Below are 25,783 nucleotides of genomic sequence, written 5' to 3'. Positions count from 1 at the left end.
CGGAGCGGTTCAGAACGGAGCGGGGTCTCCGGGTGAAGCTGCGGCAGGGGTGAAGGCGACGGCCGGGGTGGGTGCGTCTTCGCGGTAGATCCTGCCGAGGGGTGAGGTCCATTCGAGGACACCACCCGATAGTTGTCGGACCCGCCAGGCGGTGAACTGCTTCATCGAATGATGCCGTTGGCATAGATGCGCGAGGTTGGACAGTTCTGTCTTGCCGCCGAGGGCGTGGTCGTGGGTGTGGTCGACTTCGCACCGGATGGCGGCGACCCGGCATCCGGGGAACCGGCAATGCTGGTCCCGGGCTTGCAGGAACCGTCGCATCCCGGACGGGACACGGTACGAATCCGTCGACACGGTGACTCCGGTGGTCGGGTCGTGGAACAGGCGCTCCCAGACCCCGGTCGCGCCGGCGAGCGTGCGGGCTGTTGCGGGATCGATGGGGGAACCACCGGCAAGATCGCACGGCCCGTCGTCGGCACCGGCGAGTGTGGCGGCCGGCACGAGCACCTGAACCCGCGCGCGGATCGCGCCTAGCGGCCCGGCGCTCGTGTCACGAGTGTCATCAAGCGCTGGTGTCCCCGCGAGGAGAAGGTCGGCGAGCACATCCGCGCGGACCTGATCGGTGGTGCGCGCATCGGTGGCGACGACGTCCGAGCCGGTTGCACGCTCCTCCCGGGTATCGATGATCGCCCGCGCTTGCTGGGTGAGCCGGTCGTGGATCCCTTCCGCAATCACGGTGGGGAGGGTGGCGATCAGATCCGACATCCCATCCCGCCCGGGGATCAACCGCACGCACCGGCCCGCGGCAGCTTCCTCGTGTCGTTCGGCAAACGAACGCGGGTGCATCCGGTGCGCGAGGATCTCTAGCTCACCCCGAACTCGGTTCGGTGTCTGGCCTTCGCACCGCTCGATCGCGATCGCTTCGAACTCCGCCCACAACTCAGCCGGCAGGTTCACCCCAGCGTCGACGATCGCCTTCACGTGCCCCTGCACGATCCGGCCGGACTCCCACGCCGCCACCGCCGCCGGGAACCCCTCGATCGTCACCCGGGCTTCGCCGATCCGGCGTTGCACCGTCCGATCGGTTGTGCGCATCGCTCCAGCGACTTCGGCCGAGATCGACCGCAGCACCATGTCGTGCAGCGTCACCTTCGCGTTCGGGTGGGCGCCCTGTTCCTCGGCTAGCCGTCCCGCGGCGGCGAGCACACGCAACTCGCGGATCTGCACGCGAGCGACCTCACGGGCAACGTCCTCGACGTCCGCAACGATCCCCGAGATGGCGGCGAGATACGACTCGCCACCGGGGGTTTCCGCCGCATCCGTCATACCTGCACTCTTGCACCAACCTCCGACATCCAGACCCCGAAAACCGCCGGAATCACACGTCGCGAACAGGCCGACAGATGAGAAACGCCTCATCTGCGAGACGCCCCGGGCCCCGAAGTGCACGATGGCGGCGGATCGGCTGACGTCTCATAATGGCGGGGTGACGGACGAGACTGACCCATGGGGGCTCGACGACCTCGACGGCATCGCGAACACCCTCATCACGCACCGCATCGGCGAGTGGGAGGTCATGATCGGCGGTGGGCCCGACAGGTACGTCCTCACTGCGCAGAACCCGTCGGGAACGCGCATCGTCAACGCGATCTCGCCGGCCGCCACGGCGACGGAGGACGACGACGAGGACGATGACGACACGATCGATCTGACCGTCGGAGACCAGGCGATCGACTACCCCCGCGAGTACGTGCTCGATCGCAGCGAAGTGCTGGACGCCATCGAGGACCTCCACACCGGGCAGTTTCCGACCGACCGATGGGGCATCACGGGCGACGCCTGACCCTCACGGGTTGCACGCCGCGCACGTCGCGGGGTCTGCGGCCGAGACCGCCCGGGTCCGCAGCTCGCGCTCGTCGCACGCAGCGCACCCGTGGACGTCCGCGCTGATCTGAGCGGTCGGCTCACCGCACGCCGCGCAGGGGACGCCGCGCCGCACGTCCACGAGCCCGAACCCCGGGCATCCGCAGGAGTGCCGCCCTCATCCACGACAGGCGGCGGAGCGTGCGCGCCGGTAGTCCGGGTTGAGGTGCCCACAGAGGTCCGGTTCGAGGACGCCGGCTCCGCGGCGCACCAGCGCGAGAACGGATGCCTCGTCTTACAGTCCCTTTCACAACTGACCCTCGCTCCGCGCGAAGACAGCCTGCTGCGGAAAACCGATGCGAGCGAGATACCCGCGCCTGCTGCTCACATTCGACCGTCCGCGCCGGCGCGACATCCGCGTACACGCGGAGACCCTGAGAGACGTGGATGCCGCGGCTCAGGTCGACGAACACGGCCTCCTCTTCGTGCACCATCGGCCCGAAGCCTCCAAAGTAATACCCAGGGGGGTATAGTGAGTGGCACTTCGACGAGAACGAGAGGATGCCGACATGGATGAGGCTGCACAGGTCGGCGATCCGGTCACGCACGATGCCGAGGCGAAGCGCAAGGTGGTCAATCGCCTCAAGCGCGCGCAGGGCCAGCTCGCCGCAGTGATCACCGCGGTCGAGGGGGATGCCTCGTGTCGCGACGTCGTCCAGCAGCTCGCCGCCGTGTCCAAAGCGCTCGATCGAGCCGGGTTCCTTGTCATCTCGACGGCGTTGCGCGAGTGCCTGACCGACCCCGACGGATCCGCCGACCTGGACCCCGACGAGTTGGAGAAGCTCTTCCTCTCCCTGGCCTGATCGACCCGCCGACGCCGGGACCTCTTGACGCCCGGCATCCGTTGCCCTAACGTACAACCAAATGGTTGCACAAACGGAGCTCAGCGATGAACAGATCGACCGCGTCTTCCACGCCCTGGCGACGGCGACGCGGCGCGACATCCTGCGTCGCACGCTCGAACGCGAGCAGTCCGTCTCCGCGCTCGCCGCGGACTACGACATGTCGTTCGCAGCCGTCCAGAAGCACGTCGCCGTCCTGGAGGCGGCGGAACTGGTCGTCAAGCGCGCCGAGGGCCGCGAGCGTCTCGTCCGAGCGGACCCCGACATGATCGCCCGCGCCCGTGCGCTGCTCGGCCGCTACGAAGACCTCTGGCGCTCCCGCGTCGACCGACTCGACGCACTGCTGGCCGAGCCCGAGAACTGACCGATCTACGAAGGAGTGAGACATGCCCGTCACCGACATCACCACCGACACCGAGAACCTCACCATGACGCTCACGGCCGACGTCGACGCCCCCGTCGACCGGCTGTGGCGTGCGTTCACGCAGCCGCGACAGCTCGAGCGGTTCTGGGGCCCTCCCGGGTGGCCGGCCACCTTCACCGCCTTCGACTTCTCGGTCGGCGGTCACGCGCACTACGCGATGACCAGCCCGACGGGCGAGACCTCCCGCGGCACGTGGGAGTTCCTCGCGATCGACGAGGGCCGCGGCTTCGAGGTCCTCGACGCGTTCGCCGACGAGAACGGCGAGCCGCTCGCCGAGTTCCCGTCCATGCGGATGCGCTTCTCGTTCGACGAGACCGCGACCGGTTCGCGGCTCTCGAACATCACGTACTTCACCTCGGTCGAGGCGCTCGAGCAGGTCGTCGCGATGGGCGCCGTCGAAGGGTCGCGCCTGGCGATGAGCCAGCTCGACACCGTGCTCCACGACCTGCGCGACTGGTTCCAGGGCAAGGGGACGAACGTCGAGCTGCTCGACGACGTCCACGTCCGCATCACCCGCCTCGTCGACGGTCCGCGCGAGCTCGTGTGGCGCGCTCACAACGATCCCGACCTGATGAAGAAGTGGATGCTGGGGCCCGACGGGTGGTCGATGGTCGAGTGCGTCGTCGGCCAGCACTATCGGACGGTGTGGGAGCAGGACGGTCAGCCCGAGACCCGCTTCGGCTTCGAGGGCGAGACCCTGCTCCTCGACGAGCCGCGCCGCTCGGTCAGCACCGAGAAGATGATCGGCATGGAGGGTCCGTCGACGACGAACGACCTGCAGTTCTACGAGGAGGACGGCGCGACGCTCCTGACGCTCCTCATCGAGTACCCCGACAAGGAGACCCGCGACATGATCCTCGCCACCGGCATGGCCGACGGCATGGAAGCGTCCTACGCTCGACTCGAGCGCGAGGTGCTGCAGGCGGCGTGACGCCCCTCCGAGACGACGCCCTCGTCCGCCGGCTCAGGCCCGGGCGAGGGCGTCCTCGAGCGCGACCCACGCGAGCATCGCGCACTTGACGCGGGCCGAGAACTTGGACACCCCCGACAGCGCTGCGGCGTCGGCGAAGGTCTCCTCGTCGAGCGGGATCGTTCCGCGCGAGCGCAGCGCTTCGCGGAACCCGTCGATGAGCTTCACGGCGTCCTCGCGCGGCAGGCCGGCGTCGCCGCCGTCCTCCTCGATCAGCGCGGCGAGCATCGACGCGGACGCCTGCGAGATCGAGCAGCCCGAGCCCTCCCACGACAGGTCGACGATGCGCTCACCGGCCTCGTCGACGCGCACCCGCAGGGTGATGTCGTCGCCGCACATCGGGTTGTGCTGGTGCGAGCTCGCCGTGCGCCCCTCTTCCGGAGTCAGGCCCTGCCCGTGGGGGTGCTTCGAGTGGTCCAGGATGAGCTCCTGGTACAGCGAGTCGAGACCGTTCATTCGTTCACTCCGAAGTAGGACCGGATGCCGCTGACGGCATCGATCAGGGCATCGACATCGGCGTCGGTGTTGTACAGGGCGGCCGAGGCGCGGACGGAAGCCGTCACGCCGAACCGTCGGTGCAGGGGCGCCGCGCAGTGGTGTCCGACGCGGACGGCGATGCCCTGCGCATCGAGGAACTGGCCGGCGTCGTGCGCGTGCACGCCGTCGACGACGAAGCTCCAGAGGCCCACGCGCTCGGCGCCTTCGGCGTCGCCGAGCAGACGGATGCCGGGGATGTCGACGAGCCCTTCGCGCATCCGGGCCGCGAGCCGGGCCTCATGCGCGTGGACGGCGGTGATGCCGGCATCCTCCAGGTACGACACGGCGGCCGCGAGGCCGATCGCGGGACCGATCGGCTGCGTGCCCGCCTCGAACCGCTGCGGCGGCGGCAGGTAGCCGGCCTCGTCGAGCGTCACGGTCGTGATCATCGAACCGCCGGTGAGGAACGGCGGCAGCGCCTCGAGCACGTCGCTGCGGCCGTACAGGCCGCCGACGCCGTACGGGCCGAGCATCTTGTGCCCGCTGAACACGGCGAGATCGACGCCCATGGCGGGCAGGTCGAGCCGCATGTGCGGCGCCGACTGACAGGCGTCGAGCACCGTCAGCGCGCCGACCTCCTGCGCGAGGGCGACGATCTCGGCGACCGGGTTCACGATCCCGAGCACGTTCGACACGTGCGAGAACGCGACGATCCGCGTGCGCTCGCCGATGATCTGCGCCGCGGCATCCAGGTCGAGCCGGCCGTCGTCCTGCACGGGGATGTGCCGCAGCACGGCGCCGGTGCGCGCGGCGAGCTCCTGCCACGGGATGAGGTTCGCGTGGTGCTCGGCCTCGGTCGCGACGATCTCGTCACCGGGCTGCAGCGCGAACCGAGCGGATGCCGGTGCCCCCCGCCCGAGCGTCGCGTTGCCGATCGAGTAGGCCACGAGGTTGAGCCCCTGCGTCGCACCGCTCGTCCAGGCGAGATGCTCCTCGCGGGCGCCGACGAAGCGCGCGACGGTTGCCCGGGCATCCTCGAACAGGTCCGTCGCCTCGGCGGCGAGCGTGTGCGCACCGCGGTGGACGGCGGCATTGCTGCGGGTGAGGAAGTCGTATTCGGCCTGCAGCACCTGACGCGGCTTCTGGCTCGTCGCAGCGGAGTCGAGGTACACGAACGGATGCCCGTTGACCTCCTGCTGGAGGATCGGGAAGTCCTCGCGCAACCGGGTGGCGTCGAGCGTGGCGGGCTCGGACAAGGCGGGAGAAGTCACCCCTCTAGGCTACGCCGGTGGCGGGTCACCGGGTCGGCCGGCCGGGTCGGTCAGAAGTCGTAGTACGGACGGTAGGAGATCGACACGACCGTTTCGTCCGCGGGGTCGGTGTCGACCCAGGGTGAGTACCCGTCGAGCTCTCCGTTCTCCCCCGCCCCGTCGGCGCGGTCGATGGCGAAGAAGAAGCGCGGCTCGCCGTCCGGCATCGCGAGCTCCTTGTCCGGTCCGAGGGCGCGGACCTCGTCGGCGGTCAGGCCGATCGCCAGGTCGAACTCGGGCGTCACGGTGACGCCGTCCACGGCCTGGCCCGTCATCGTCACGTACGACGGGATGGAGTACTCGTCCCGGGACTTCCCGCCCTCGGTCGGGATCATGTCGAAGTAGGTGAAGCCGTCCCACGTGTACGACGTGTAGTCGGGGAAGTGCGTGCCGTCGCCTTCGTAGACCGACTCCGACGGCTCCGAACCGAACGCGTCGGTGAGCGCGGATACCGCTCCTGCGGCATCGTCGCGCCAGCCGTAGGCGAAGAGCTCCGACCCGTCGTCGGCGACGATCGTGAAGCCCTCCTCTCCCAGCGCGACCTCGTTCGCCGTCGGTTCCTCCGCCTCGGTCGGCGTCGGGCTGGGCGCGACGGACGGAGTGGACGCCTCGGGCGTCGGAGACCCTGGCGCAGGAGCGGCAGTGGGTGCCGGCATCCGATTCATCAGGAGGACGATCGCGACGACGGCGGCGATCGCGAGCGCGCCCGCCAAGGTCAGCAGCGGGATGAGGTTGCGGGGGCGGCGGGACTCGGCCATGCCGTCATCGTGGCAGGACGACCGTCATAAACTCCATCAGTTGTCGGAATGCTCTACCAAACCGTAATGACGCTGGTCGATCCGGCCGCCGCGGTCGTCGCCGGGGAGCGGGCGCGAGCGCCGGCCGTAGACGATCTCGGACGAGTCGAGCAGCCACGGCACGAGGGTCACGGTCACGCCGTGGACCATCATCAGCTGCTGCGCGATGCGCCGCGCACGACGGTTGTGCAGCGGCGTCTCCCACCAATGGCCCACGATGTACTGCGGCAGGTAGACGGTGACGACCGACGGCCCGTGCTTCTCGCGGTACTTCTCGATGAACCCGATCAGCGGAGACGCGTAGTGACGGTAGGGCGAGTCGACGACGACGAGGGGCACCGGCATCCGGTGATACTCCCAATCGGCCTTCAGCTCGGCGATGTCGTCGGAGGTGACCGCGACGTGGACGGCGAGCGTCTTCTCGTGCTTCGCGGCGAGGGCGTAGTCGATCGCCTTGGCGACCGGCTTCTGCAGTTTGCCGACCAGGATGATCGCGAGGTCGCCCGACGAGCCGTACTTGACCGTGTCGTCCATCTCGATCTCGTGCTCGACGTCGCGGTAGTACCGGTTGACGCCGATCATGAGGAACGCGAGGACGGGCATGGCGAGGAAGACGAGCCACGCACCGTGGGTGAACTTCGTCACCGTCACGATCGCGAGGACCGCGACGGTGAACGCCGCCCCGACGGTGTTGATGACGAGGCCCGAGTACGCCGCGCGCCGCTCGGGGGTGTTCCCCTTCAGCAGCTTCAGTTCGCGCCGCCAGTGGCGGACCATGCCGATCTGGCCGAGGGAGAACGACACGAACACACCGATGATGTAGAGCTGGATGAGGGTCGTCAGGTTGGCCTGGAAGACCACGAGGATCGCGATGGCCGCGCCGCCGAGGATCAGCATCCCGTTCGAGAAGACCAGACGGTCGCCGCGCGAGTTCAGCGCCTTCGGCGCGTAGCTGTCGCGGGCGAGGACCGAGCCGAGCAGGGGGAACCCGTTGAACGCCGTGTTGGCGGCGAGCAGCAGGACGCACGCCGTCGCCGCCTGGATGATGAAGAAGAAGATCGAATCGCCGCCGAACGTCGCCGCGGCGACCTGCGCCATGAGGCTCGGCTGGGGGCCCGACGCGCAGTCGAACCCGATGAGCGAGCACGGGTTCTCGGCGTAGTGGACGTTCGCGACCAGGGCGAGCGTCGTGAGTCCGGCGAAGAGCACGATCGCGATCCCGCCCATGAGCACCAGGGTCGTCTGCGCGTTCTTGACCTTCGGGGCGCGGAAGGCGGGCACGCCGTTGCTCACGGCCTCGACACCGGTCAGGGCGGAGCATCCGCTCGAGAAGGCACGCAGCAGCAGCAGGACGAAGGCGACCTGCGACAGGCTCTCGGGCTCGACCGTGTATGCCGCGCTCGACGCGACGGGCGCGTCGCCCATGAGCCAGCGGAACAGTCCGGTGCCGATCATGACGGCGACCGAGCCGATGAAGACGTACGTCGGGATCGCGAACGCCTGCGAGGCTTCGCGGACGCCGCGCAGGTTCACGATGACCAGCAGGATGACGAAGCCCACCGCGAGCTCGACGCGCCACGGGTCGAGGACGGGGAGCGCCGAGATGATGTTGTCGACGCCGGACGACACCGACACGGCGACCGTCAGGACGTAGTCGACGAGGAGCGCCGATCCGACGACCACACCCGCCTTCTCGCCGAGGTTGGTGCGGGCGACCTCGTAGTCGCCACCGCCCGACGGATAGGCCTTGATGAGCTGCCGGTAGCTGAGCACGACGACGATGAGGAGCACGACGACGGCCGCAGCCACCGGGGGCGCGAAGGCCATGAACGCCGTGCCGCCGATGAGCAGGATCATCAGCAGTTCCTGCGGTGCGTAGGCCACCGACGAGAGCGCGTCCGAGGCGAAGATCGGCAGCGCGCGCTTCTTCGGCAGCAGCTGCGCGTCGAGCTTCTCGGAGTCGAGCGGCTCACCGATCAGCATCCGTTTGACGGCGGGGGAGGAGGCCGCGTTCGGATCGCGGCTGTCAGTGGTCACGGCGGGCGACATTACGCCTCCCGCGAACCCGCCGCAACGCGGGCGGGTCGCGCCGTGTTCCCTAGACTCGCGCCATGAGTGGACAGGTCTTCCCCGCGGTCGTCGCGATCCTCTTCGGCGCGGTGGCGGGGCTGGTCCTCTTCGTGCCCGTCGTCGCCCTCAGCTACCGTCGCCGGGGCCGCCTCAGCGTCGGCCGTTTGGGGTTCTGGGCGGCATCCCTCGTCTACTTCCTGGCGATCTGGAGTTACACCCTCCTCCCGATCCCCGCCTCGGACGATTACCGGTGCGCGGGTGCCGTCCTGTCGCTCGCGCCGACCGTCGACGACGTCGTGGGGGCGTTCGCCGACGGGTCGCCCCTCACCGACGTCCGCCTGCTGCAGGTCGTCTTCAACGTCCTCCTCTTCGTCCCCCTCGGCTTCCTCATCCGGGTCGTGGGGCGCCGCGGCGTCGTCCTCGGCGTGCTGGCGGGGCTCGTGCTGTCGCTGTTCATCGAGACGACCCAGCTGACCGGCGTCTGGGGGATCTTCCCGTGCGGCTACCGCCTCTTCGACGTCGGCGACCTGCTGACCAACACGCTCGGAGCCCTCATCGGGTCGGTGCTCGGGCTCATCGTCCCGGCGCGGCTCCGCGGCGTCGAGAAGGCAGCGGATGCCGGGGCTCCCCGCCCCGTCACGCGCGGGCGTCGCCTCCTCGGCGCCGTCTGCGACGTGCTGGGTGCGGCCATCCTGGCCGGAGCCGCGGGCACGGTCGTGCAGTTGTTCCTGCAGTTCGCGCTCCGACGCGAGGACCTCGTGTCGGACGGGGTCATCGCCGACGTCGCGTCGGGATGGGTGCCGATCGTGGTCTGGCTCGGCGTGACCCTCGCGACGGGACGCACGGTCGGCGATCTGTGCGTCGAGCTGCGCTACGACGGCGGGCGGTTCCCCGAGCCGGTGGGCCGCCTGCTCCGATTCACGGGCGGGATCGGCGGCTACCTCCTGCTCGGCGAGCTCGGGGCCGTCGGCGGCATCCTCGTCATCGCGTTCGTCGTGGCGTGGCTCGTGCTGCTGTTCACGACGCCCGCAGGGCGTGGCCTACCGGGTGTTGTCAGCGGCCGTCAGCTCGTCGACGCGCGTGCGAGCGAGCCGGTCGCTCACTGACCCCGGGCGCGGAACGTGTAGGTGATCGACGCGACCTTCTGCGTCGCGTCATCCGATTCGACGAAGGCGCTGAACTCGCGCTTGCCGTTGCTGTAGAACGTGCCGCGGCCCTCGCCGAAGGTGAGGCGCACGTGGCCGTTGGTGAGCGCGAACTCGTCGAACGGGCCCTTGCTCCGCGCCTGGTCGAGGGTGTCGCCCACGGCGACGCCGAACTCGTTCGTCACCTGGACGGACTGCGGCAGCCCCGAGGTCACGGTGACCCACGTCGGTGCGGGGACCTCGCTGCGCGAGCGGCCGCCGTCGCCGAGGAACACGTCGTACAAGCGGAAGCCGGGCCACACGTAGATGTCGTAGGCCCAGTTCTCTGCGTCGCCGTTGACGAAGTCCTCCTTCGGCGCCGTGCCGAAGGCCTTGGTCAACGCGGCGATCGCCGGGCCGGAGTCGTCCGCCCACGTGTGGGTGAACGTGCCGTCCGCGGTCTTCACCGTGAAGCCCGAGCCGTTCAGGGCGATGGTGGATGCCGCGGCGGGAGGCTCCGGCGCGGGCGTCTCCGACGGCTGCGGGTCCTGCGGTGTCGAGGGTGCCGGCTGCGGTGCGGACTGCGAGCTCTGCGCCGGAGCGGGCGCCGCCGTGGTCGGCTCGGTCGCGCGCACGAGATACACGCTGACGACGACGATGACGGCGACGAGCAGGACGCCGGCGACGGCGCCGAGGATCATCGGGACCCGGTTGGGGTTCTCGCGGCGCTCGGGCTCGCGGTGCTCCTGCGGGTCGAGGGGGGCGAAGGGCAGCCAGTCGTCGTTGCTCATGTGAGGAACTCCCGCGCGGCGACGGTCAGGGCGTCGACGCCGCGCTCGATGGTCGGGTGGAGAACGGGGGCGAAGAACGGGGAGTGGTTCGTCGGGATGTCGCGCGAGATCGTGCCGGCAGCGGCGGCATCCGCGTACTGCTGCGGGTCGACACCGCCCCAGAACCAGTAGACGAGCGGGGCGCCGGCCTCGCGGGCGAACCACGAGACGTCCTCGCTGCCGGTGAACATGCCGGGGTCGACGACCGTCCCCTCGCCGAACGCGCGGTCCATCGCCGCCGTCAGCCGGGCGGTCGCGTCCGCGTCGTTGATGGTCGGCGGCAGGGTGTGGAGGGTCGTGATCGTCGGCTCCTGCTCGGCGCCGGATGCCGCGGCCTCGGCGCGGACGACGCGCTCGACGCGGGCGAGGATGTCGGCCCGCGCCGCGTCGTTCGGGTAGCGCAGGCTCAGCTCGAGGGTCGCTTCGGCCGGGATGATGTTGTTCTTCAGGCCGGCGTGGATCGAGCCGACGGTGACGACGGCCATCTCGCGGGGGTCGACCTCGCGCGAGACGACGGTCTGCAGGCGCATGACGGTCGCCGCCGCCATGACGATCGGGTCGATCGTCGAATGCGGGCGCGAGCCGTGTCCGCCGCGGCCGTGGAGGGTGACGGTGATGCCGTCGGATGCCGCCATCTGCGTGCCCGGGCGCACACCGATCGTGCCGGCGGGCAACGGGGTGAGGTGCTGTCCGAGCACGATGTCGGGCTTCGGGTACCGGTCGAGCACGCCGTCGGCGATCATCGCCTGCGCGCCGGCGCCGTACTCCTCGGCGGGCTGGAAGACGGCGACGACCGTGCCGGACCACTCGCCGCGGGTCGCCTGCAGCTTCTCGAGCGCGCCCAGCATCGCCGTCACGTGCATGTCGTGGCCGCACGCGTGCATGACCGGGACGTCCTGCCCGGCGGGGTCGACGCCTCGGGCCGTGCTCGCGTAGGGGAGCCCGGTCTGCTCGGGGACGGGGAGGCCGTCCATGTCGGCGCGCAGCCAGACGACGGGGCCGTCGCCGCTGCGGATCACGGTGACGACGCCGGTGCGGCCGACGCCCTCCTCGTAGTCGAGGCCGAGCGCTGCGAGCTCGCGCGTGATGACGCCGGCCGTGCGGGTCTCCTGGAACGAGAGTTCCGGGTGCCGGTGCAGATCGGTGTAGATCGCTTCGAGATCGAGGGGCATACCTTCGAGCCTACGGCGAGGGACGGCCTGCTACCTCAGCGAGTCCTCCACGGGGAGCGCTCGTTGAGGTGCGCTCGACCAGCCGGAAGGCCAGATCGCCGATCTCGTCGCGGCCGTCGATGGCCGCGAGGACGGCATCCGCTGCGCGCTCACCCTGCTCGTGCGGGAATTGCGCGACCGTCGTCAGACCGAAGAAGTCGCCCATCTCATGCCCGTCGACGCCGACGACCGACAGGTCCCCCGGCACGTCGAGGCCCCGGTCGCGCGCGGCGAAGAGGGCGCCGAAGGCGATCTCGTCGGATGCCGCGAAGATCGCCGTCGGCGGATCGTTGCGCTCCAGCAGGGCGAGCGCTGCGCGATGGCCGCCCTCGATCGTGAAGTCCGCGGCGGCGAAGGGGGCGTCGGGGATGCCGGCATCGGCCATCGCCGAGGCGAACCCGTGACGACGCAGCGACGGGATGTCGAGTCCCGGATCGCCCGCGTACCCCGCACCGATGTGGGCGATGCGCCGGTGGCCGAGGCCCAGCAGGTGCTCGGTCGCGGCGCGGGCGACGGCGAGCTCGTCGACGCGCAGGGCGGGGAACCGCGAGGTCGTCGCGCTGAGACCCACCACGGGCAGCTCGAGCGCCAGCATCCGGTCCACCTCGTCATCGGCGAGCGTGACGGACAGGACGATGAGCCCGTCGACCCGGCCGCGGCGCAGCGACGTGTCGAGCACGCCGTCGCGCTGCGCGCGGTCGTCGCTCATGCTGTACAGCGTCATGTCGTAGCCCTCGGACGCCAGGCGACTCGCGATGCCGTCGAGGACGTTGGCGAAGAACCACCGGTCGAGCAGCGGCACGACCACACCGACGTTCGAGGCGCGGCCCGTCGCGAGAGCGGATGCCGCGGCCGACACCACGTAGCCGAGGTCGGCCGCGGCGGCGCGGACACGGGCGCGGGTCGCATCCGAGATGCGCCCGCGCCCGCTCAGCGCACGGGAGACGGTCGCCGCCGACACGCCTGCGGCGCGGGCGACGTCGTCGATGCCGGTCACGTCAGTCCGCGGCGATCCACACCGTGGTGTCGGCCGGCAACTCGCGACCCGCGAACGCGTCGCTCTCGACCAGAAGCGTGCCCTTGGGAAGCGCGACCGGGGTCGTGCCGACGTTGGCGACGACGGTGACGTCGCCGTTGCGGAACGCGATGACGTCGTCGCCGTAGCCGTCCAGCCACTCGAGTGATCCCGCACCCAGCTCGTGGACGCGACGGGTCGCGAGGAGCGTGCGGTACAGCCACAGCGTCGAATCCGGCTGGTCCTCCTGCACGTCGCGGGCCAGAGCGGTCCACTCGGCCGGCTGGGGCAGCCAGCTCTCGCCGGTCGGGCTGAAGCCGAACGCGCCCTGATCGGCGGTCCAGGGCAGCGGGACGCGGCATCCGTCGCGCCCGTAGCGCTCGCCGTTCGTGCGGAACCAGGTCGGGTCCTCGCGGACGTCGTCGGGCAGCTCCATCGCCTCGGGAAGGCCGAGCTCCTCGCCCTGGTACAGGTACGACGAGCCGGGAAGGGCGAGCATGAGCGCCGTCGCCGCGCGGGCGCGACGCAGGCCTGCGGCCGGGTCGGGCTTGCCGGGCGTGTTCGGCCCGACGCCGTGGCCCTGCGGGTGGCCGGGCATCGCGAGTCGGGTCGCGTGGCGGATGACGTCGTGGTTCGAGAGCACCCAGGTCGCCGGGGCCCCGACGGCGGGGAAGGCCCGCAGGGACTCGCTGATGATCTCGCGCAGCTGAGCGGCATCCCATTCGCTCATCGCATAGGGGAAGTTGAAGGCCTGGTGCATCTCGTCGGAGCGGACCCACTTGGCGGTCTCGTCGACGGTCGGGAGCCACGCCTCGGCGCAGAGCGCACGGTCGCCCTCGTACTCGTCGAGCACGCGGTGCCACTCGCGCCACACCTGGTGGACGCCCTCCTGGCCCCAGTAGGGCACCGGCTCGGCGCCGCCCATCGAGTCGGCCTCGGCCGGCGGGGTGTAGTCGGGCAGGCCGTCGGCCTTGATGAGGCCGTGCGCCACGTCGACGCGGAAGCCGTCGACGCCGCGGTCGAGCCAGAAGCGGAGCGTCTTCTCGAACGCGGCACGCACCTCGGGATTGTTCCAGTCGAAGTCGGGCTGCGAGCTGTCGAAGAGGTGCAGGTACCACTGGCCGTCCGGGATGCGGGTCCAGGCCGGACCGCCGAAGACGGACTCCCAGTTGTTGGGCGGCAGTTCGCCGTTCTCGCCCTGGCCGTCGCGGAACATGTAGCGGGCGCGCTCCGGGCTGCCGGGGGCGGCGGCGAGGGCCTGCTGGAACCAGACGTGCTTGTCGGAGGAGTGGTTCGGGACGAGGTCGATGATGACCCGGATGCCGCGGGTGTGCGCCGCCTCGAGCATGTCGTCGAAGTCGCCGAGGGTGCCGAAGAGCGGGTCGACGTCGCGGTAGTCGGCGACGTCGTAGCCGGCATCCTTCTGCGGAGAGGTGAAGAAGGGGCTCAGCCACACGGCGTCGACGCCGAGCGACGCCAGGTCGTCGAGGTGCGACGTGATGCCGGGCAGGTCGCCGATGCCGTCGCCCGAGGCATCCGCGAAGGAGCGGGGGTAGATCTGGTAGATGACGGCGGTGCGCCACCACTCGGCACCGGGGCGGCTCTCGCCGATCGGTGCCAGCGTCGACGTGGCGGTCGGGGAGGGGGTCGAAGTCATGCGCGCCAGCCTAGCGCAAGCGCTTGCGCACGGTGCATCAGGCAGGGCGAGTACTCTCGACCCAGTGAATCCCGACGCACTCGCCCGAGCCGAATCGCTCATCGCGACGATCCCCGATTTCCCCGAACCCGGCATCCTCTTCCGTGACATCTCGCCGCTGCTGGCGGACCCGGCGGCGCTGCGCACCATCGCGATGGCCATGGCCGAGCCGTTCGTCGGCTCGTTCGACGTGGTCGCCGGCGTCGAGGCGCGCGGATTCCTGCTGGCGGGCGCGATCGCGATCGCCTCGGGCACGGGTCTCGCCCCGATCCGCAAGGCGGGCAAGCTGCCGCGCCCCGCCGGCTCGGTGAGCTACGACCTCGAGTACGGCAGCGCGACGATCGAGATGACGGACGACCTCTCCTCGGGCGCCCGCGTCCTGCTCGTCGACGACGTCCTCGCCACCGGCGGCACGCTCCGCGCCGGCCAGCAGCTGCTCGAGCAGCTCGGCTACAGCCTCGCCGGTACGTCCGTGCTGATGGAGCTCACCGCGCTCGAGGGCCGCTCCGTCTGCGGTCCCGTGCACAGCGTGTTCACCGTCTGATCAGGTCCGGATCACGACGTTCTCGGGCTCCTCGCCCGCGAGCAGGTGCGCGATCTGCCGACGCAGCAACCGCACGATCCGCGGGTGCATCGCGTCGGTCGCGCCCCCGACGTGCGGCGCGATGACGACGCCGTCGAGCGTCCAGAGCGGGTGATCCGCGGGCAGCGGCTCGGGGTCGGTGACGTCGAGGGCCGCACGGATGCCGCGGCTGCGGACGTGGGCGACGAGGGCGTCCGTGTCGATCAGCGACCCGCGTCCCACGTTCACGACGAGGGCGCCTCCGGGCAGGGCGGCGAGGAACGCGTCGTCGATGATGTGCCGAGTCCGGTCGCCACCGGGGAGCGAGGCCACGACGATGTCGACGCCCGGAAGCAGCTCCGGCAGCTCGTCGACGCTGTGCACACGGATGCCGTCCTCGTCGCGCGCGCTCGAGGCGACCGGCACCAGCTCGACCTCGAAGGGGGCGAGGCGCGCGGCGATCGCCTTGCCGACGCCGCCGTATCCGAGCAGCATGAGGCGCCGGTCGGCGAGTCCGGTGGCCTGGAAGGGGGCCCAGTCGCCCGTCGCCTGGGCGCGGACGAACCGGTCGATGCCGCGCTGCGCCGTCAGCGTGAGAGCGACGGCGAGCTCGGCGGTGGCCGCCTCGTGCACGGTCGCCGCGTTCGCGAAGACCGAGCCGGCGGGCAGCCGGTCCTCGATGCCCTCGTACCCGATCGCCTGCCCCTGCACGAGTCCGACCTCGACGCCCTCCAACAGGGGGAGCGGGCTGCCCTTCGACATGTACGGCGGGACGACGACGTCGATGCGCGGGCGGGGGGAGGGGGCATCCATCTTCCAGACGAACACATCGGCCCCCTCGATGTCGGAGAGGTCCTCGGCGAGGCGGGCGGAGGGGACGCTGACGCTGATCGAAGCCATGCGTTCGAGGCTATCGCCCGGCCCGGGGCCTCGGCCCGCGTCGCGGTCAGGACACCTAGGCTGGTTCGATGCCTGAAAACCCCCGCGGCGACGCCGATGCCTTCGTCCGCGTGCGCGGGGCGAACGAGAACAACCTGCGACACGTCGACGTCGACGTCCCCCGCGACGCGATCGTCGCCTTCACGGGCGTCTCGGGCTCGGGCAAGTCCTCGCTCGCGTTCGGCACCATCTTCACCGAGGCGCAGCGCCGGTACCTCGAGTCGGTCGCGCCGTACGCGCGGCGGCTGATCCAGCAGGGTCACGACCCGCACGTGGAGTCGATCACGGGGCTCCCACCGGCCGTCGCATTGCAGCAGCGGCGGGGCGCGCCGAGTTCGCGCTCCAGCGTGGGGACCGTCACCACCCTGTCGAACTCGCTGCGCATGCTGTTCTCCCGCGCGGGCACCTTCCCGGCCGGTTTCACGACGCGCCTCGACTCCGACGCATTCTCGCCGAACACGGCCGCCGGCGCCTGCCCCGAGTGCCACGGTGTCGGCGTCGCGCACACCGTGACCGAGGACACCCTCGTGCCCGACCCGTCGCTGAGCATCCGCGACGGCGCGATCGCCGCCTGGCCGGGGGCGTGGCAAGCCAAGAACCTCCGCGACATCACGATCGCCCTCGGCTACGACGTCGATCGCCCGTGGCGCGAGCTCGACCAGGCCGACCGCGACTGGCTCCTGTTCACCGATGAGCAGCCCGTGGTGCAGATCACGCCGCAGCGCGACCGCGTTGCGAAGCCCTACAAAGGGACGTTCTGGAGCGCGAAGAAGTTCGTCTTCCACACCCTCGCGGACTCGCAGAGCGCGTCGATGCGCAGCCGCGTGCTCGGCTTCGTCCGCACCGGCGTCTGCCCGCTCTGCGGCGGCACGGGCCTGCGCCGCGAGGCGCTCGCCGTCACGTTCGCGGGGCACTCGATCGCCGAGCTGAACGCCCTGCCGATCCGCGAACTCGCCGAGGTCCTGCGTCCGACGACGCGGATCCGGGATGCCGCACCCGCCCTTCCGACCACCGCATCCGGTGAGCGCACCGACGTCGCCGTGGCCATCACGACCGACCTCGTCGCCCGCATCGAGGTGCTCCTCGACCTGGGTCTCGGCTACCTCGGACTCGGCCGGGTCACGACGACCCTCTCGCCCGGCGAGATGCAGCGGCTGCGCCTGGCGACCCAGCTGAGGTCGGGACTGTTCGGCGTCGTCTACGTCCTCGACGAGCCGTCGGCGGGGCTCCACCCCGCCGACGCGGCTCCGCTCCTCGACGTGCTCGAGCAGCTCCGCGCCTCGGGCAACTCGGTCTTCGTCGTCGAGCACAACATGGACGTCGTCCGTCGGGCCGACTGGATCGTCGACGTCGGTCCCGGCGCGGGTGAGGCGGGCGGCGCCGTCCTCTACTCCGGCGAGGTCGCGGGCCTGGCCGCCGTCACCGACTCGGCGACGCGCCCGTTCCTGTTCCCCGACGAGAGCGCAGCCGTGCGCCGCGAGCGCCGGGAGGCCACCGGCATCCTCTCGCTCCAGGGCGTCTCGCTGCACAACCTCGACGGCCTCGACGTGGAGGTCCCCCTCGGCGTGTTCACCGCGGTGACCGGTGTCTCGGGTTCGGGCAAGTCGACGCTGGTGAGTCGGGTGCTCCGCCAGGTGGTCGAGCGGCACGTGCGCGGCGACGTCGCTGAGACGGATGCCGACGACGCGGCGCTCGACGCCGACGACCCGTCCGAGCGCATCGCCGAGGCGACGCTCCCGTCGTCGTCGACCGACACCCTGCGCGTCGGCTCGGTCACCGGGATGGACGGCGTCGACCGCCTCGTGCGGGTCGACCAGAAGCCGATCGGTCGGACCCCGCGGTCGAACCTCGCGACGTACACGGGCCTGTTCGACGCCGTCCGCACCGTGTTCGCCGCGACCGACCTCGCACGCGAACGCGGTTACGCGCCCGGCCGGTTCTCGTTCAACGTTGCGGGCGGCCGCTGCGAGACGTGCCTCGGCGAGGGGTACGTCTCGGTCGAACTCCTCTTTTTGCCCGGCAGCTACGGCCGGTGCCCGACCTGCCACGGCGCGCGCTACAACCCCGAGACCCTCGAGGTGACGTACGACGGCAAGAACATCGCCGACGTGCTCGGGATGACGGTCGACGAGGCGGCACCGTTCCTCACGGCGGTGCCCGCGGCATCCCGAAGCCTTCGGACCCTGCAGGACGTCGGCCTCGGCTACCTGCGTCTCGGGCAGCCGGCGACCGAGCTCTCGGGCGGCGAGGCGCAGCGGATCAAGCTCGCGACGGAGCTGCAGCGCGCGCGGCGCGGCCACACGCTCTACCTGCTCGACGAGCCGACGACCGGTCTGCATCCCTCCGACGTCCGGCTGCTGCTCGCGCAGTTGCACGCCCTCGTCGATTCGGGCGACACCGTCGTCGTGGTCGAGCACGAGATGGACGTCGTCGCGGCGGCCGACTGGGTCATCGACCTCGGTCCGTCGGGCGGGGATGCCGGGGGTCGCATCGTCGCGCAGGGGACCCCCGAAGCGGTCGCGGCAGCGCCCGACAGCCGCACGGGCCCGCACCTCGCCCGCAGGCTCGGCGGCTGAGGCGGCTCAGACGGCGGAGTGCACCACGGCCGAGACGGCCGCGGTGAAGAAGCGCAGTCCGTCCACGCCGGAGCGCATCGCCGCGGCGGTGTCGGGGCCGAAGCCCGGCTCGATCGCGTGCTCCGGGTGCGGCATGAGTCCGACGACGTTGCCGCGTTCGTTCGTGAGCCCCGCGATGTCGTCCATCGACCCGTTCGGGTTGACGCCCGCGTACCGGAACGCGACGAGGTTCTCGCCCTGGATGCGGGCGAGCGTCTCGTCGGAGGCGATGTAGCCGCCGTCGGCGTTCTTGAGCGGGATGACGATCTCCTGGCCGCGGCGGAATTCGTTCGTCCAGGCGGTATCGGCGTTCTCGACCACCAGGCGCTGGTCGCGGCGGATGAACTGCTGGTGCGCGTTGCGGATCAGGCCGCCCGGCAGGAGGTGGGCCTCGACGAGCATCTGGAAGCCGTTGCAGATGCCGAGGATCGGCATGCCCTTGGCCGCGGCATCCTTCACCTCGGACATGATCGGCGCGAGCGCTGCGATCGCCCCGGCGCGCAGGTAGTCGCCGTAGCTGAAGCCGCCGGGCAGGACGAGGGCGTCGACGCCCTCGAGGTCGTGCGAGCCGTGCCAGAGGGCGACGGGCTCGGCGCCGGCGAGGCGGACGGCGCGACGCGCGTCGCCGTCGTCCAGCGAGCCGGGGAAGGTGATGACCCCGACGCGGACGGTCACTCGACGACCTCGATGCCGACGACGTCCTCGATCACGGAGTTCGAGAGGATCTCCTCGGCGATCGTGCGGACCGCGGCGAGGGTCTGCTCGTCGGCCGACTCGACGGTGAGCTCGAACCGCTTGCCGATGCGGACGTCCCCGAATCCGGCGTGGCCGAGGCGCTGCAGCGCTCCGGAGACGGCCTTCCCCTGCGGGTCCAGAAGCTCGGCCTTGGGCATGACGTCGACGACGATGGTGGGCATCAGAAAGCTCCGGGATGTCGCGGGCAGGGGTGCGCGACCAGTCTAGAGCCCGCGGACGCAGCGCACCGTCCGCGTGCGTCGTGTGCTGTGACCAAACCGTGATGGCGATGGTGGGAGCGCTCCCTTGACAGTCGTGGGAGCGATCCCATAGCGTCGGACCCACTCGATGAGAGCGCTCCCATGGGGATGACCCTGCACCTCGCTCTCGCCACACCACAAAGGAGTGTTCTGTGAACGCACGCGCCCTGCGCCGCGTCGGCCTGATCGCCGGCGTCGCCACCACTTCCGCTCTCGTCCTCGCCGGCTGCGCCGGCGGCGGCGACCAGGGCGGCACCGGAGCCGAAGGCGAGAAGGTCACGCTGACCATCGCGACCTTCAACAACTTCGGCTACACCGACGAGTTCCTCCAGAAGTACGAGGACGCCAACCCGGGCGTCACGATCGTCCACAACAAGGCGGCCGAGTCCGGCGACGCCCGCAAGAACTTCTTCCAGAAGCTCGGCAAGGGCGGGCTCGCCGACATCGAGGCCGTCGAGGTCGACTGGCTCAGCGAGGCCATGCAGTACTCCGACCTGCTCGCTCCCGTCCCCGACGACCTCAAGGGTCGTTGGCTCGACTGGAAGGAGAAGGCGGCGACCGACCCCGAGGGCAACCTCATCGGCTACGGAACCGACATCGGTCCGCAGGCGATCTGCTACCGCTCCGACCTCTTCGAGGCCGCCGGCCTCCCGTCCGAGCCCGCCGAGGTCGAGGCGCTGTTCGACGGCGACTGGAACAACTACTTCGACGTCGCCGACAAGTACCGCGAAGCATCGGGCAAGTCGATGATCGACTCGGCGAACTCGGTCCTGCAGGGCATCGTCAACCAGATCGAGTACACCTACGACAAGCCCGACGGCTCCGTCATCGCCACCTCGAACCCCGAGATCGCCGACGCCTATAAGAGCGTCATCGAGCGCGCCGTCCCCAACTCGGCATACTCCGCTCAGTGGGGCGACGACTGGATCGCATCCTTCCAGGGCGACGACTTCGCGACCGTGCTGTGCCCCGGCTGGATGCAGGGCATCATCTCGGGTTACGCACCCGACCAGAAGAACTGGAAGATCGCCAACACGTTCCCGAACGGCGGCGGCAACTGGGGTGGTTCGTACCTGACCATCCCGGCCAACGGAAAGCACGTCGAGGAAGCGCAGAAGCTCGCCGCGTGGCTGTCCGCACCGGAGCAGCAGGTCGAGGCGTTCGTGAACGTCGGAGCCTTCCCGAGCCAGGTCGACGCGTACGAGAACGCGGACCTGCAGGGGTACGTGAACGATTACTACAACGGTGCGAAGACCGGCGAGATCGGCGCCGACCGCGCCGAGGCCGTCACGGTCCTCCCGTTCAAGAGCGCGAACTACTTCAAGTACCACGACGCGCTGCAGAACGCCGTGAACCGCGTCTTCGACAAGTCGGAGTCCGAGGATGCCGCGTGGAAGACCTGGGTCGCCGAGGTCGAGGCCTTCTGATCCGTCCCTGACCGGGATGCCGGCCGCGCTTGCGGCGGCCGGCATCCCCCCACCGCTCGACCACGACGGAGACGCCACGTGACCACCACCGACATCCGACCACAGACCCCCGTGGAGGACCGCCCGGCCGCCGGGGGGCGTCCGATCCGTGTGCTCTCGTTCCGCCAGCGGCTGAGCCGGTGGGACGTGAAGGTCTCGCCCTACCTCTACATCTCGCCGTTCTTCATCCTGTTCGCGATCGTGGGCCTGTTCCCGATCGGGTTCACCGCCGTGATCTCGTTCCAGGAGTGGGACCTGATCCGCAACTCCGGCACCTTCGTCGGGTTCGATCAGTACGCCTGGATCCTGAACGACCCGAAGTTCTGGGTCGCCCTCCGCAACACCTTCAGCATCTTCCTGCTCTCGACCGTCCCCCAGCTGCTGCTCGCGGTGTTCATCGCCGCGATGCTCGACCGCAACATCCGCGCCAAGACGTTCTGGCGGATGAGCGTGCTGCTCCCGTTCGTCATGGCCCCCGTCGCCGTCGCCCTGATCTTCAGCAACATGTTCGGCGACGTCCACGGCCTCGTGAACAACGCGCTGAGCACCATCGGGCTCGACCCGATCGCCTGGCACAAGGACCCGTTCTGGAGCCACGTCGCGATCGCCACCATGGTCAACTTCCGCTGGACCGGCTACAACGCCCTCATCCTGCTGGCGGCCATGCAGGCGGTGCCGCGCGAGTACTACGAGGCGGCCACGGTCGACGGCGCCGGCGCGTTCCGCCAGTTCGTCAGCATCACGCTGCCCTCGCTCCGCCCGACCCTCATCTTCGTGATCATCACCTCGACGATCGGCGGTCTGCAGATCTTCGACGAGCCGCGCATGTTCGACAACACCGGCGAGGGCGGACCCGCCCAGCAGTGGCTGACGATCACGCTGTACCTCTACAACATCGGCTGGGGCGAGTTCAATTTCGGCCGCGCCGCCGCCCTTGCGTGGATCCTCTTCATCATCATCGTGGTGATCGGTCTCGCGAACCTCCTCATCACCCGCCGCCTCGTCCGCGACGAGGGCGGCCGTGGCGTGAGAACGCCCCGCCGCGCACGGAAGGACACCGCACGATGACCACCGTCAGCGAGCCGCCCCTGGCCATCGTCGAAGAGAACATCCCGAACGCCGCCCGCCGTCGGCGCGGGGAGCGCACCACCCGCATCCGCGGCGTCCGTGCCGGCTTCTGGGTCTACGTCGGGCTCGGCGTCGTCGCCGTGTCGGCGATCTTCCCCTACTACTGGTCGTTCCTCATCGGTTCGGGTGACCAGTTCACGATCAACGACCCGAACATGTCGTGGATCCCCGGCGCGAACTTCGTGACGAATGCCCTCTCGGTCATGAACGACCCGGCCGTCAACTTCTGGCTGGCCCTGTGGAACTCGGTCTTCAGCTCGACGCTGATCGCGGCATCCGTCGTCGTCTTCTCGACGCTCGCAGGCTGGGCGTTCGCGAAGCTGCGCTTCCGCGGCAGCAAGTTCCTGCTCGCCTTCGTCGTGGCCACCATGGCCGTTCCGATGCAGTTGGGCGTCGTGCCGCTGTACATCCTGTTCGCCGACCTCGGCTGGACGGGCACCATCGGCGCGATCATCATCCCGGCCCTCACGAGCGCCTTCGGCGTGTTCTGGATGACCCAGTACATCGGCCAGACGGTGCCCGATGAGCTCATCGAGGCGGCCCGTGTCGACGGCGCGAGTCAGATCCGCACCTTCTGGACGGTCGGTGTCACCGCGGCGCGGCCCGCTGCGGCCATGCTCTTCCTCTTCACCTTCGTCGGTGCGTGGAACCAGTTCTTCTGGCCGTTCATCGTGCTCGACCGGCAGAGTCCGACCCTCCCGGTCGCGCTGTCGCTCCTGCAGGCGAACTACTTCGTCGACTACTCGATCGTCCTCGCCGGTGTCCTCCTGGCCACCGTGCCGCTGATCCTGCTGTTCGTCTTCGCCGGCAAGCAGCTCGTCAGCGGCATCATGGCCGGCGCGGTCAAGGGCTGAGGGTCATCCCGTGAACGTGCTTTCGCAGGAGTACTCTGCCCCCGTGCCCGCTCGAATCCCGCGTCCCTTCCCGACCGACTTCCTCTTCGGAGCGGCGACCGCCGCCTACCAGATCGAAGGAGCCGCCTTCGAAGACGGTCGTACCGCGTCGATCTGGGACGCGTTCAGCCGTGTCCCGGGCGCGGTCATCGGCGCCGACAACGGCGACGTCGCCTGCGATCACTACCACCGCTACCGGGGCGACGTCGCCCTCATGAAGGAGCTCGGCCTCGACACGTATCGGTTCTCGACGTCATGGTCGCGCGTGCGTCCCGACGGCGGCCCGGTCAACCCGAAGGGCATCGACTTCTACGAGCGTCTCGTCGACGAGCTCATGGGCGCGGGCATCCGTCCCTGGCTCACTCTTTACCACTGGGATCTGCCGCAGCCTCTCGAGGAACAGGGCGGGTGGACGGCGCGCGAGACGAGCGAGCGGTTCGCGGAGTACGCGCTCTCGGTGCACGACGCCCTGGGGGACCGGGTCACCGATTGGACGACCCTCAACGAGCCGTGGTGCTCGTCGTTCCTCAGCTACACGGGAGGGATCCACGCTCCCGGCCGGTTCAGCATCGGTGACGGGATGCTGGCATCCCACCACCTGCTGCGCGGACACGGTCTCGTGGTCGACGAGCTGCGCCGCCGCGATCCCGCGCTGAACCTCGGCATCACGCTGAACCTCACGGTCGCCGAGGCGGCCGATCCGGCGAAGGCCGAGGACGTCGACGCCGCACGCCGGATCGACGGCCAGTTCAACCGTTGGTTCCTCGATCCGATCTTCCGCGGGAGCTACCCGGCCGACATCGTCGAGGACATCCGCGCCGTCGATCCCGAGGCCGTCGCGCGGTTCGAGGCATCCGTCCATCACGGCGACCTCGAGACGATCTCGCGGCCACTCGACGTGCTGGGCGTCAACTACTACCACGGCGAGTTCGTCGGCGGCACCGCCCCGGCCGACCCGCCGTTGCCGGGCGATGCGCCGACCGACCGCGTGGTGGGTTCGCCGTGGCCGGCGGGCGACGGCATCCACTGGTACGAGCGCGGACTCCCTCGCACGGCGATGCACTGGGAGGTGCAACCCGCCGGGCTCACGGTGCTGCTCGAGCGGGTGTGGGACGAGTACGCGAAGGATGCCGGTACCGCCCTGTTCGTGACCGAGAACGGCGCGGCCTACGACGACGAGAGGGTCGTCGAGGGCGGCGAGGTCCGGGTGCACGACGCGGACCGCGTCGAGTTCCTGCGCGGCCACCTCGCGGCGATCCTCGACGCCGCCGACGCCGGTGTCGACGTGCGCGGCTACTTCTACTGGTCACTCATGGACAACTTCGAGTGGGCGTGGGGGTACGACAAGAGGTTCGGGCTGATCCGGGTCGACTACGCCACGCAGGAGCGGACGTTCAAGGACAGTGCTCTGGAGTATCGTCGGGTCATCGCTGCCCGAGCGATCGAATGACAGCACTCTCCGAGGTGGCCGTGCCCGATACCCTTCACTCTCCGGTGACGATCGAAGAAGTCGCCGCGGCAGCGGGGGTCTCCCGGTCCACCGTCTCGCGCGTCGTCAACGGGTCGACGGCCGTCAGCCCCGCCGCGCTCGAGGCCGTCCGCCGTGCGATCGACGAGCTCAACTACGTGCCCAACCGCGCGGCGCGGTCGCTGGCGAGCCGCGCGACGATGGCGATCGCCCTCGTCGTCCCCGAGGACACGACCCGGTTCTTCGGGGACCCGTTCTTCGCGGCCATCGTGACCGGCATCAACAAGCGCGTCTCGAAGTCGGACTACGTCCTCAACCTGATCATCGCGAGCGATGATCCGAACGACAAGGCGACGGAGTACCTCCGCAGCGGCGCCGTCGACGGCGCGATCATCGTCTCGCACCACACGAGCGACGCCTTCATCGACCGGATCGCCGCGGCCGTGCCCGTCGTCTACGGCGGCCGACCCGTGCGTGAGCGTGAGCGGGACTACTACGTCGACGTCGACAATGTCGAGGGTGGCCGGCTCGCGACGCAGCACCTGCTCGACCAAGGCCGCACCCGCCTCGCGACGATCACCGGCCCCACGACGATGCCCGGCGGCATCGACCGTCTGACGGGCTTCCTCGAAGCGCTGGATGCCGCGGGCCTCGCGCCCGTCGCGGTCGAGGACGGCGACTTCACCGCCGCGGCGGGGGCTGCGGCCGTCCGGCGGATCCTCGACTCCGGTGCGGCGTTCGACGGCCTCTTCGCGGCGAGCGATCTCATGGCGCGGGGGATCCTCGTCGAGCTCGCTCGTGCGGGACTCCGCGTTCCCGAGGACGTTGCGATCGTCGGGTACGACGATTCGCCGGTCGCCACGTCGGTCTCACCGACCCTGACGACGGTGCGGCAGCCGTCGCTCCAGCAGGGCGAGGTCATGGCGGACGTGCTGCTGACCTTGTTGGCGGGCGGTCTCCCGCCGCGCGAGACGCTGCTCGAGACGCAGCTCGTGGTGCGCGAGTCCGCCTGAGGGTTCCTGCGCCGC

24 protein-coding genes and 1 pseudogene are annotated in these 25,783 nt (G+C 70.1%); 12 read left to right on the top strand and 13 right to left on the bottom strand.

The annotated features are described in order from the left end of the window. Positions 1-9: 9 nt before the first annotated feature. Entirely contained in the window at positions 10-1,326 is a 1,317-nt protein-coding gene (locus BLR68_RS05300) for an HNH endonuclease signature motif containing protein (protein WP_018187885.1), read from the bottom strand. A 160-nt stretch (positions 1,327-1,486) separates the two neighbouring features. Between BLR68_RS05300 and BLR68_RS05295 the strand changes: the two genes are divergently transcribed. After that, complete coding sequence (locus BLR68_RS05295) at positions 1,487-1,843, top strand: hypothetical protein (RefSeq protein ID WP_018187886.1); 357 nt, start codon at positions 1,487-1,489, stop codon at positions 1,841-1,843. A 3-nt stretch (positions 1,844-1,846) separates the two neighbouring features. On the opposite strand, the pseudogene BLR68_RS18275 reads toward BLR68_RS05295, so the two are convergent. Further along, positions 1,847-2,020: pseudogene (locus BLR68_RS18275) on the bottom strand (DUF6671 family protein); the annotation flags it as partial. 412 nt (positions 2,021-2,432) lie between these two features. On the opposite strand from BLR68_RS18275, the gene BLR68_RS05290 reads away from it, so the two are divergent. From BLR68_RS05290 to BLR68_RS05280, 3 genes are all read left to right on the top strand, one after another. Next, positions 2,433-2,726 (top strand): metal-sensitive transcriptional regulator, encoded by a 294-nt coding sequence (locus BLR68_RS05290; RefSeq protein WP_018187887.1) that lies wholly within the window; start codon positions 2,433-2,435, stop codon positions 2,724-2,726. A 61-nt stretch (positions 2,727-2,787) separates the two neighbouring features. Then, entirely contained in the window at positions 2,788-3,129 is a 342-nt protein-coding gene (locus tag BLR68_RS05285; protein ID WP_018187888.1) for an ArsR/SmtB family transcription factor, read from the top strand. Between the two features lie 22 nt (positions 3,130-3,151). Next, on the top strand, positions 3,152-4,120 hold the full coding sequence (locus BLR68_RS05280) for an SRPBCC family protein (protein WP_018187889.1): 969 nt from the start codon (positions 3,152-3,154) through the stop codon (positions 4,118-4,120). 33 nt (positions 4,121-4,153) lie between these two features. On the opposite strand, the gene sufU is transcribed toward BLR68_RS05280, so the two are convergent. The 4 genes from sufU to BLR68_RS05260 are packed head-to-tail and all read right to left on the bottom strand — an operon-like array spanning position 4,154 to position 8,792. Beyond that, positions 4,154-4,615, bottom strand: coding sequence for a Fe-S cluster assembly sulfur transfer protein SufU (sufU, locus tag BLR68_RS05275; RefSeq protein WP_018187890.1), 462 nt, complete (start codon positions 4,613-4,615; stop codon positions 4,154-4,156). Continuing rightward, complete coding sequence (locus BLR68_RS05270; RefSeq protein ID WP_143015725.1) at positions 4,612-5,907, bottom strand: SufS family cysteine desulfurase; 1,296 nt, start codon at positions 5,905-5,907, stop codon at positions 4,612-4,614. Before BLR68_RS05270 ends, sufU begins: the two co-directional genes overlap by 4 nt. A gap of 50 nt (positions 5,908-5,957) precedes the next feature. After that, positions 5,958-6,704, bottom strand: coding sequence for a hypothetical protein (locus BLR68_RS05265; protein WP_040570583.1), 747 nt, complete (start codon positions 6,702-6,704; stop codon positions 5,958-5,960). 36 nt (positions 6,705-6,740) lie between these two features. Continuing rightward, positions 6,741-8,792 (bottom strand): APC family permease, encoded by a 2,052-nt coding sequence (locus tag BLR68_RS05260; protein WP_018187892.1) that lies wholly within the window; start codon positions 8,790-8,792, stop codon positions 6,741-6,743. A 62-nt stretch (positions 8,793-8,854) separates the two neighbouring features. Between BLR68_RS05260 and BLR68_RS05255 the strand changes: the two genes are divergently transcribed. After that, positions 8,855-9,919, top strand: a complete 1,065-nt coding sequence (locus BLR68_RS05255; RefSeq protein WP_018187893.1) for a VanZ family protein — start codon at positions 8,855-8,857, stop codon at positions 9,917-9,919. Here the strand turns inward: BLR68_RS05255 and BLR68_RS05250 are convergent. The 4 genes from BLR68_RS05250 to BLR68_RS05235 are packed head-to-tail and all read right to left on the bottom strand — an operon-like array spanning position 9,913 to position 14,650. Then, entirely contained in the window at positions 9,913-10,728 is an 816-nt protein-coding gene (locus BLR68_RS05250) for a hypothetical protein (protein ID WP_018187894.1), read from the bottom strand. The genes BLR68_RS05255 and BLR68_RS05250 overlap by 7 nt on opposite strands. Further along, positions 10,725-11,939 carry an amidohydrolase gene (locus tag BLR68_RS05245; RefSeq protein ID WP_018187895.1) on the bottom strand — a complete coding sequence of 405 codons (1,215 nt, stop codon included), beginning with the start codon at positions 11,937-11,939 and terminating at the stop codon, positions 10,725-10,727. The genes BLR68_RS05250 and BLR68_RS05245 overlap by 4 nt, the downstream gene beginning before the upstream one ends. A gap of 10 nt (positions 11,940-11,949) precedes the next feature. Beyond that, positions 11,950-12,975 (bottom strand): LacI family DNA-binding transcriptional regulator, encoded by a 1,026-nt coding sequence (locus tag BLR68_RS05240; protein ID WP_018187896.1) that lies wholly within the window; start codon positions 12,973-12,975, stop codon positions 11,950-11,952. A gap of 1 nt (position 12,976) precedes the next feature. Continuing rightward, entirely contained in the window at positions 12,977-14,650 is a 1,674-nt protein-coding gene (locus tag BLR68_RS05235; RefSeq protein ID WP_018187897.1) for a glycoside hydrolase family 13 protein, read from the bottom strand. 64 nt (positions 14,651-14,714) lie between these two features. Between BLR68_RS05235 and BLR68_RS05230 the strand changes: the two genes are divergently transcribed. Continuing rightward, entirely contained in the window at positions 14,715-15,233 is a 519-nt protein-coding gene (locus BLR68_RS05230; protein ID WP_018187898.1) for an adenine phosphoribosyltransferase, read from the top strand. Here the strand turns inward: BLR68_RS05230 and BLR68_RS05225 are convergent, their stop codons facing one another. Further along, the gene (locus BLR68_RS05225; protein ID WP_018187899.1) at positions 15,234-16,151 is read right to left on the bottom strand and encodes a 2-hydroxyacid dehydrogenase; all 918 of its coding nucleotides are present in this window, start codon (positions 16,149-16,151) and stop codon (positions 15,234-15,236) included. 68 nt (positions 16,152-16,219) lie between these two features. On the opposite strand from BLR68_RS05225, the gene BLR68_RS05220 reads away from it, so the two are divergent. After that, entirely contained in the window at positions 16,220-18,766 is a 2,547-nt protein-coding gene (locus BLR68_RS05220) for an excinuclease ABC subunit UvrA (RefSeq protein ID WP_018187900.1), read from the top strand. Positions 18,767-18,772: 6 nt separating this feature from the next. On the opposite strand, the gene purQ is transcribed toward BLR68_RS05220, so the two are convergent. Together purQ and purS are read right to left on the bottom strand one after the other, a co-directional pair. After that, a complete protein-coding gene (purQ, locus tag BLR68_RS05215) occupies positions 18,773-19,480 on the bottom strand; it encodes a phosphoribosylformylglycinamidine synthase subunit PurQ (protein WP_018187901.1) in 708 nt (235 codons plus the stop codon). Then, complete coding sequence (purS, locus tag BLR68_RS05210; RefSeq protein ID WP_018187902.1) at positions 19,477-19,722, bottom strand: phosphoribosylformylglycinamidine synthase subunit PurS; 246 nt, start codon at positions 19,720-19,722, stop codon at positions 19,477-19,479. Before purS ends, purQ begins: the two co-directional genes overlap by 4 nt. A 230-nt stretch (positions 19,723-19,952) precedes the next feature. Between purS and BLR68_RS05205 the strand changes: the two genes are divergently transcribed. The 5 genes from BLR68_RS05205 (at position 19,953) to BLR68_RS05185 (ending at position 25,768) form a co-directional block, all read left to right on the top strand. Beyond that, complete coding sequence (locus tag BLR68_RS05205) at positions 19,953-21,227, top strand: ABC transporter substrate-binding protein (protein WP_018187903.1); 1,275 nt, start codon at positions 19,953-19,955, stop codon at positions 21,225-21,227. 78 nt (positions 21,228-21,305) lie between these two features. Next, positions 21,306-22,334, top strand: coding sequence for a carbohydrate ABC transporter permease (locus tag BLR68_RS05200; protein ID WP_018187904.1), 1,029 nt, complete (start codon positions 21,306-21,308; stop codon positions 22,332-22,334). Next, positions 22,331-23,248, top strand: coding sequence for a carbohydrate ABC transporter permease (locus tag BLR68_RS05195; RefSeq protein WP_018187905.1), 918 nt, complete (start codon positions 22,331-22,333; stop codon positions 23,246-23,248). Before BLR68_RS05200 ends, BLR68_RS05195 begins: the two co-directional genes overlap by 4 nt. A gap of 43 nt (positions 23,249-23,291) precedes the next feature. Next, positions 23,292-24,737 (top strand): GH1 family beta-glucosidase, encoded by a 1,446-nt coding sequence (locus tag BLR68_RS05190; protein WP_026302954.1) that lies wholly within the window; start codon positions 23,292-23,294, stop codon positions 24,735-24,737. Beyond that, entirely contained in the window at positions 24,734-25,768 is a 1,035-nt protein-coding gene (locus BLR68_RS05185) for a LacI family DNA-binding transcriptional regulator (protein WP_018187907.1), read from the top strand. The genes BLR68_RS05190 and BLR68_RS05185 overlap by 4 nt, the downstream gene beginning before the upstream one ends. The last annotated feature ends 15 nt before the right edge of the window (positions 25,769-25,783 follow it).

The sequence above is a fragment of the Microbacterium sp. 77mftsu3.1 genome (assembly GCF_900100525.1).
GTDB lineage: Bacteria > Actinomycetota > Actinomycetes > Actinomycetales > Microbacteriaceae > Microbacterium > Microbacterium aquilitoris.
This window is presented reverse-complemented; position numbering and strand designations above follow the sequence as displayed.